The following is a 6812-nucleotide window of genomic DNA, read 5'->3' as shown; positions in this document are numbered from 1 at the left end:
GTGCCAGCAGGGTCCGTACATCGTGTTCTTCAACTGGGATGAATCCAACATCACCCCGGAAGCGGCCACGATCCTCGATAATGCGGTTTCGGCGTATGCGAACTGCGGAACGGCTGCCGTCATGCTTGCAGGCCACACCGATACGTCGGGTACCGCCAGCTACAATATGGGCCTGGCAGAGCGTCGTAACGCCTCGGTGCGCGACTATCTCACCGCCCGCGGCGTTCCGGATGGCCGGATCAGCAGCGAAGCCTTCGGCGAAACGCAGCTTCGCGTTCCTACTGCCGACGGTGTGCGCGAACTACAGAACCGCCGGGTGGAAATCACTTACGGTCCGGGTTCGGGCATGTAAGCCACGCTGCCACAGCGAATTGGAAAAGGGGCCGGAGCGATCCGGCCCCTTTTTCGTTTGAGGCCGAGTTTGTGGTAAGCCTGCGGATCTGGCCGGAGATTTATTCCTCGCCGTAGATTGCCACTTCGTTCGTTCCGCCGCTGGTCGCCCGACCGCGATACATGCCGCTGGTGTTGAAACTGAACACCGCATCCCCGTTCGAAGCGACCACGATGACCCCGCCGTCCCCGCCGAGCGTCTTTACCTCGGCCATGACGGTGTCGCTGGCGGTCTGCATATTCTCGCCAGCAAGTAGGCCGCGGTCGCAGATCGCCTTGGCCACGCCGACGCGGATGAAATACTCGCCCCACCCCGTGGCCGAGACGGCGCAGGATCGATTGTCCGCATAGGTGCCCGCACCGATCACCGGGCTGTCGCCGATGCGGTTCCAGCGTTTGCCGGTCATTCCGCCGGTGGAGGTGCCGGCGGCGAGATTACCGCCTCGATCCAACGCAACCGCACCGACTGTGCCGAACTTGATATCGACATCGAGCGCGGAGACCTGCTCCGTCTTGACGCGCTCCAATGCCTCGCGCCGCGGTGCGGTATCGAACCATTCGGGCGGCATCGTCTCGATACCGTTCTCCGCCGCGAATTCTTCCGCTCCGCGGCCGGCAAGCATCACATGCGGGCTATCCTCCATCACCTTTCGCGCGAGCAGGATCGGATGCCGTATTCCCGTCACCCCGGCGATCGCCCCAGCCGAACGGTCGCGCCCGTCCATTATCGAAGCATCGAGTTCGTGCGTCTCGTCCCACGTAAATACAGCGCCGCGCCCGGCGTTGAATTTCTCATCGTCCTCCAACCGCAGGATGACCGCTTCGACCGCATCGAGCGCTTCGCCTCCGTCGGCCAGTACCTTCGCCCCGGCATCCAGCGCCGCCTGTAAAGCCGCGCGGTATTCCGCCTCGCGCTCCGGCGTCATGTCGTCGCGCGTCAACGTGCCGGCCCCGCCATGGATAGCCAGCGACCACTTGGGTTCGGGCGGTCGATCGGTCATCGGCATGTCCTGAGCGCTGGCGGCAGTGGTTGCGAGAAGGGCGGAAAGCAGCATTATCGTTCGCATTTTGCCATCCTGCCGCAGAGCCGGAACCTTGCCAAACGATTTATAATGCGGAACCGTTGTCGCTGCTGTTTTTTCAGTAAATGGGAAACGTGTGCACATTGCGCGTCCAAAACAGGGAGTAACACCATGCAAATGGGCAATTACCGGTTCGATCAGGGACTGGCGGTGGACATACTGGAGAAGGTCGTCCTCGCGCTCGTCATCCTCGTCGTCACATGGGCGCTGGCGCGCGCGGCGAAGTGGGCCTTCGCGAAGCTCGTCGACAATGTGTCCTTCTTCCAGCGTGGAACCGGCAACGGCTCCAGCCTCGGCGAGTCACTTGGCAAGATTGTTTCGCTCGTCATTTGGCTGATTGGCCTGCTGGCAATCCTTCAGGTGTTCGACCTCGGCGGTGCGATGAGCCCGGTTCAGACGCTGCTCAACGATATCGCCAGCTTCATTCCCAACCTGATCGGTGCGGCACTGATCTTCTTCATCGGCCTGATGATTGCCAAGATCATTCGTGACCTGACAGTCACGGCGTTGCAGACGGTGAGCTTCGACAAATGGGTCAATCGCGGCGGGGCGGAAGAATTCACCGGCAATTCTCGGCTTAGCCAGACGATCGGCACGATCATCTATGCGATCATCGTCATCATCGTCTCGATCATGGCACTCGAAGCGCTCAACCTGCGGACCATTTCGGAACCGGCCAGCAATATGCTGAGCATGCTTTTGAATGCCATCCCGCTGATCATCGGAGCGGCCTTGCTGCTCGGCATCGGCTATCTCATTAGCCGCTTCGTGGTGCAGTTGCTCAAGGAAATCCTGCCCGGCCTCGGTGTTGATCGCGCCATCGGTTCGACCGACCTCCTGCCCGGCGGCACGACCATTTCGAGCATCGTCGCACGCGTGGCACAGATCGCCATCATTCTGTTCTTCGCGATTGCGGCGACCCGCCTGCTCGGCTTTCCCGAACTGACGGCCATCCTCAATCAGGTGCTCGAACTCGGCGGCCAGGTGATCTTCGGCGCAGTCGTCATACTCGTCGGCTTTCTCATCGCCCGCATGCTGGCAGCGATGATCGGCGGCAGCGAAGAGACCGGCCTTGCGGCGACCATCATCAAATGGGCGACGATCTTCGTCTTCACCTTCATGGGCCTGCAATTCACCGGTATCGGCGAAGACATCATCCGCATCTTCTTCGGCGCTTTGGTGATCGGCGCAGCGGTGGCGGGCGCCCTCGCTTTCGGTCTGGGCGGACGCCAATGGGCCGGCCGCAAGCTCGAACAACTGGACGACAAGGTCGAGAAGCACCGCGGTCCGTCTTCAACCACTGTCGATCGTTCGCTGGCGAACGAACCGACCAGCAACGATCCGCTTCCCCCGGGAGCATGATCGAATGAGGGGCTCCGGTGATATCGTCGGAGCCCCTTCCTCCTTGCGATGGGTCGCATCCATCCTGTGCGAGTGATCCCATGAACGACTTCGATGAAAACACCACGGCTGACGAAGTGCTGGCCGATAAGAACCTCACCGGTCGGACCGTTCTGATAACAGGTGGCTATTCCGGTCTGGGACAAGAAACGGCGAGGGCGATGGCGGCGCGGGGCGCTCATATCATCATCGCAGGACGCGACACCGATAAGCTGCGCGAAACGCAATCTAAGCTCGCCAATGAAACCGGCGCGACAATCGATACGCTCGCATGCGATCTCGCGTCCCTTGAATCCGTCCGCAAGGCAGCCGACGAAGCCATCGAACGGTTCGAGAAGATCGATTTGCTCATCAATAATGCCGGCGTGATGGCTTGCGATTTCGCCCATACGAAAGACGGGTTCGAACGGCAGTTCGGCGTCAATCATCTTGGTCATTTCGTGCTGACCAACCGCCTTTTGCCCTTGCTTGAAAAGGGGGAGCGGGTGCGGATCGTCAACCTGTCGAGCCGCGGGCATCATATCGCACCGGTCGATTTCGACGATCCCAATTTCAAAGACCGCGAATACGACAAATGGCGCAGCTACGGGCAATCGAAGACCGCCAACGTCCTGTTCGCCGTGGCTTTGGAAGAGCGGCTGTCGGGACGCGGTATGCACGCCTACGCCCTCCATCCCGGCGGCATCCAAACCAATCTCGGGCGTCACTTAAGCGAACAGGACATGGCCGATCTGATGGAACGTATTCGCAAGAATGCCCAAGCGAGCGGCGAACAGCCGCAGGGTTTCAAAACCATCCCGCAAGGCGCTGCGACCACCTGCTGGGTGGCGACCACGCCTGAACTGGAAGGTACGGGCGGACTCTATTGCGAGGACTGCCACGTCGCCGATCAGGATGACGAAAGCACGACCGGCGGTGTGCGCAGCTATGCTATCGATTCCGAAAAGGCGGACCGACTTTGGAGCTTGAGCGAGGAGATGGTCGGCGAACGCTTCGCCTATTGATCTTCGCCTTCCGTCCAAGTCCGTCGGCGTTTGGTCGGAGGGCGGCTTGCGTCCTTCGGCCGCCCGGTTCAGACCGTTCGAATTAGGAGAGGACCGAACCGATGAAACATCTTGCCGCCGCTATCGCGCTTGCCGTCGCCCTGCCCGTCACCCCCGTATACGCGCAGGAAACTCAGGCTACGCAGCCCGATTGGGTGGAAACGAGCAACGCCTATACCGAGAAGTTGATTGCGTTCGAAGCGCAGTTTTTTCCCGAAGGCGCGAGCCAGTCCGGCTACGAAGAATATGACGGACGCACGTTCGACATCTCTGCCGATCGCGACGAACGGTATCTTGCAGGCGCAACTGCGCTGAAGGGCGAATTCGAGGCGGCGATGGCGCGGGAGACCAATCCCTACGTCAAGCAGGACCTTGCCATCCTGATCGACAGCCTCGACCGGTCCATCCTCTCGACGCAGCTGGGCGAGCAATATCTGCTCGATTTCGACACCCTGCCGCAAACCGTGTTCTACACTATCGGCGCGATCCTGTCCGATCAGACGGTCGAGAACCGCAGGGGCTCGGCGCTGGCTCTTTTGAAAAACTATGCCGGTACGAACGGCGGCACGCCCTACACCGAACAGGCGAAGCAACGGTTCGACGAAAGCCGGGGGGAAGGAAAGCTCGGGCCCTACCGGGTCGAGGTCGAGGAATCGATCGCCAAGACCCCCACCTTCATTGCAGGCCTGCGCGACCTATTCGAAAAATACGAAATCGACGGGGCGGAGCAATCGCTCGACGCCTTGGAACGCCAGTTTACCGATTATGGCGAATGGACCCGCACTACCGTGCTGCCGGCTGCGCGCACGGAAGCCCGGCTGCCGGAAGAACTGTACGCCCTCGCTTTGCGCAATGTCGGCATCGATATCGATCCGCGCGAAGCAATGAGCCAAGCGCGGCGCGGCTTCTACGAAACCCGCGCACAGATGGAAGCGCTTGCCCCGCAGATCGCCGAGGCGCGCGGTTGGACCGATACGGATTACGGCGCGGTAATGACCCGGCTGAAGCAGGAGAAGATCCCGAACGATCAGATCGAGGCCTTCTACCGCGACGTGAACCGGCAGATCGAGGAAAAGATCGCCGCGAACGATATTGTCTCGGTGCCGGACACCGAACTTCAGATGCGCGTCGCCACCGTGGCGGAAAGCGCGGCGCAGCCCGCCCCGCATATGCGCCCGCCGCGTCTGGTCGGGAATACGGGCGAGCAGGGCGTTTTCGTCCTCACCACCGGCAATCCCACGGCCAGCGCCGAGGACGCGTATGACGATTTCAACTACGCCGCCGCCGCATGGACGCTGAGCGCGCACGAAGCGCGCCCCGGGCACGAGATGCAGTTCGACGCTCTCGTCAAGCAGGGCGTCAGCCTCGCCCGTATGCTGTACGCGTTCAACAGCGTGAACGTCGAAGGCTGGGCGCTTTATGCGGAAGCGGAAATGCTGCCCTTCGAGCCGATCGAAGGCCAGTTCGTCGCCCAGCAATTGCGCCTGCTGCGCGAGGCACGCGCCTTCCTCGACCCGGCGCTCAATCTCGGCATGATCACGCGCGAGGAAGCAGAACGCGTGCTGCGCGAGGATGTGCGCTTGTCGCCCGGAATGACCAAGCAGGAACTCGACCGGTATCAATTCAACGCACCGGGGCAGGCGGGCGCCTATTATTACGGCTTCCGCAAGCTGACCGACCTGCGCGTGGAAACCGAACTCGCACTAGGCGAGCGGTTCGACGAAAAGGCGTTCAACGACTTTCTGTTGAGCCAGGGCATCATTCCGCTCGAACTGATTGCGCAAGCGGTGCGAGAGGAATTCGTGCCTGTCCGGTTGGCGGGGGGCTAACCCCCCGCTACAGCCAGCGTAGCTTCTTAAACAAAAGCATCAGGGCGACGAACGCACCTACGCAAATCGCCACGACAACCCAGAACGCCTGCCCGTCGTCCACGCCGGGCATCCCGCCGACATTGATACCAAGCAGGCCGGTCAGGAAACTAAGCGGCAGGAAGATGCCGGCTACGATGGTAAGCATATAGGTCGCATGCTCGCTGCTCGCCTGACTGCGGGCGCGCAATTCGTCCTGCAGCACGACCGCGCTTTCCTTACTGATATCGATATCGTCGAGATAGCGGCGGAGGCGATCGATCGTCTCGGCAATCTCGCGGCGGTCGTGATCCTCGAACCAAACCGGGGCATCGCGGCTGATTGATTCCAGCGCGACGTGCTGCGGCGACATATGGCGTTTCAGCCCTAAGCAATTCCGCCGGATGGCGGCGATGCGCGAGGCCATGCCTTCCGGATCGTCTTCGGGGTCTTCATCTTCCAATGCGTCGATCACCTGATTCATATCGACGATCGACTGGTTCATGCGGGTGACCATCAGTTCGGCCAGCCGGGTTATCGTAGCGCCCGCGTCGAGTGGTCCTTCCCCCCGATCGATCTCGGCCAGGACATCGCGCGGCGTTTGCAGCGGATACCGGCGAAGGGTGACAAGCCGTCGCCCGTCGCACCACATCTGCATCGAGATCATGTCCTCCGGTTCGGCTCCAGGATTGAAATTGATTCCTCGCAGCGTCGCTACCAGCGTGCGCCCGTCGCGAAAGGCGCGCGGCCGCGTATCGTCGGACACCAGCAATTCCGCGGTGGGTTCGGGAATGGCCAGTTCCTGCTCCAGCCATTCCTGCACGCCCGGCTGGCTACGACAAATATGGGTCCAGAGGACGTCCTCGGGTTGCTTGGGCTTCCAAAGGCGCACGCCCGCCCAGTCGATCGGCCGGCCGCCGCCCTTCCCGTCCAGCACCCGCGCGAATAGCAGGGGTCCGTCGAGGCTGTCGGCATTGTGTCTACGCGTCATGTTGCCCCCATGCCGCATGCCGGTCGCGCTGTCATTGCCCCTTCACATGCGCTGCTCT

General features: G+C 61.5%; 6 protein-coding genes. 4 read left to right on the top strand and 2 right to left on the bottom strand.

Going from position 1 to position 6812, the window contains the following annotated elements; genetic code table 11:
* A partial coding sequence (locus E3U23_RS13655) for an OmpA family protein (RefSeq protein ID WP_279351837.1) occupies positions 1-352 on the top strand: 352 nt, incomplete at its 5' end.
* Between the two features lie 100 nt (positions 353-452).
* Here E3U23_RS13655 and E3U23_RS13650 read toward each other — a convergent pair.
* Entirely contained in the window at positions 453-1457 is a 1005-nt protein-coding gene (locus E3U23_RS13650) for an isoaspartyl peptidase/L-asparaginase family protein (RefSeq protein WP_279351836.1), read from the bottom strand.
* Positions 1458-1583: 126 nt separating this feature from the next.
* Between E3U23_RS13650 and E3U23_RS13645 the strand changes: the two genes are divergently transcribed.
* The 3 genes from E3U23_RS13645 to E3U23_RS13635 all read left to right on the top strand — a co-directional run bounded on the left by E3U23_RS13645 (position 1584) and on the right by E3U23_RS13635 (position 5745).
* Positions 1584-2834, top strand: coding sequence for a mechanosensitive ion channel (locus tag E3U23_RS13645; protein WP_279351835.1), 1251 nt, complete (start codon positions 1584-1586; stop codon positions 2832-2834).
* Positions 2835-2914: 80 nt separating this feature from the next.
* Complete coding sequence (locus E3U23_RS13640; protein ID WP_279351834.1) at positions 2915-3877, top strand: SDR family NAD(P)-dependent oxidoreductase; 963 nt, start codon at positions 2915-2917, stop codon at positions 3875-3877.
* Positions 3878-3978: 101 nt separating this feature from the next.
* Positions 3979-5745: a DUF885 domain-containing protein gene (locus E3U23_RS13635; RefSeq protein ID WP_279351833.1), complete on the top strand. Its 1767-nt coding sequence runs from the start codon at positions 3979-3981 to the stop codon at positions 5743-5745.
* Between the two features lie 7 nt (positions 5746-5752).
* Here E3U23_RS13635 and E3U23_RS13630 read toward each other — a convergent pair whose 3' ends face one another.
* Positions 5753-6754 (bottom strand): zinc transporter ZntB, encoded by a 1002-nt coding sequence (locus tag E3U23_RS13630; protein WP_279351832.1) that lies wholly within the window; start codon positions 6752-6754, stop codon positions 5753-5755.
* Positions 6755-6812: the final 58 nt, after the last annotated feature.

This window comes from Erythrobacter litoralis (genome assembly GCF_029760855.1).
Classification (GTDB): domain Bacteria; phylum Pseudomonadota; class Alphaproteobacteria; order Sphingomonadales; family Sphingomonadaceae; genus Qipengyuania; species Qipengyuania litoralis_A.
This window is presented reverse-complemented; position numbering and strand designations above follow the sequence as displayed.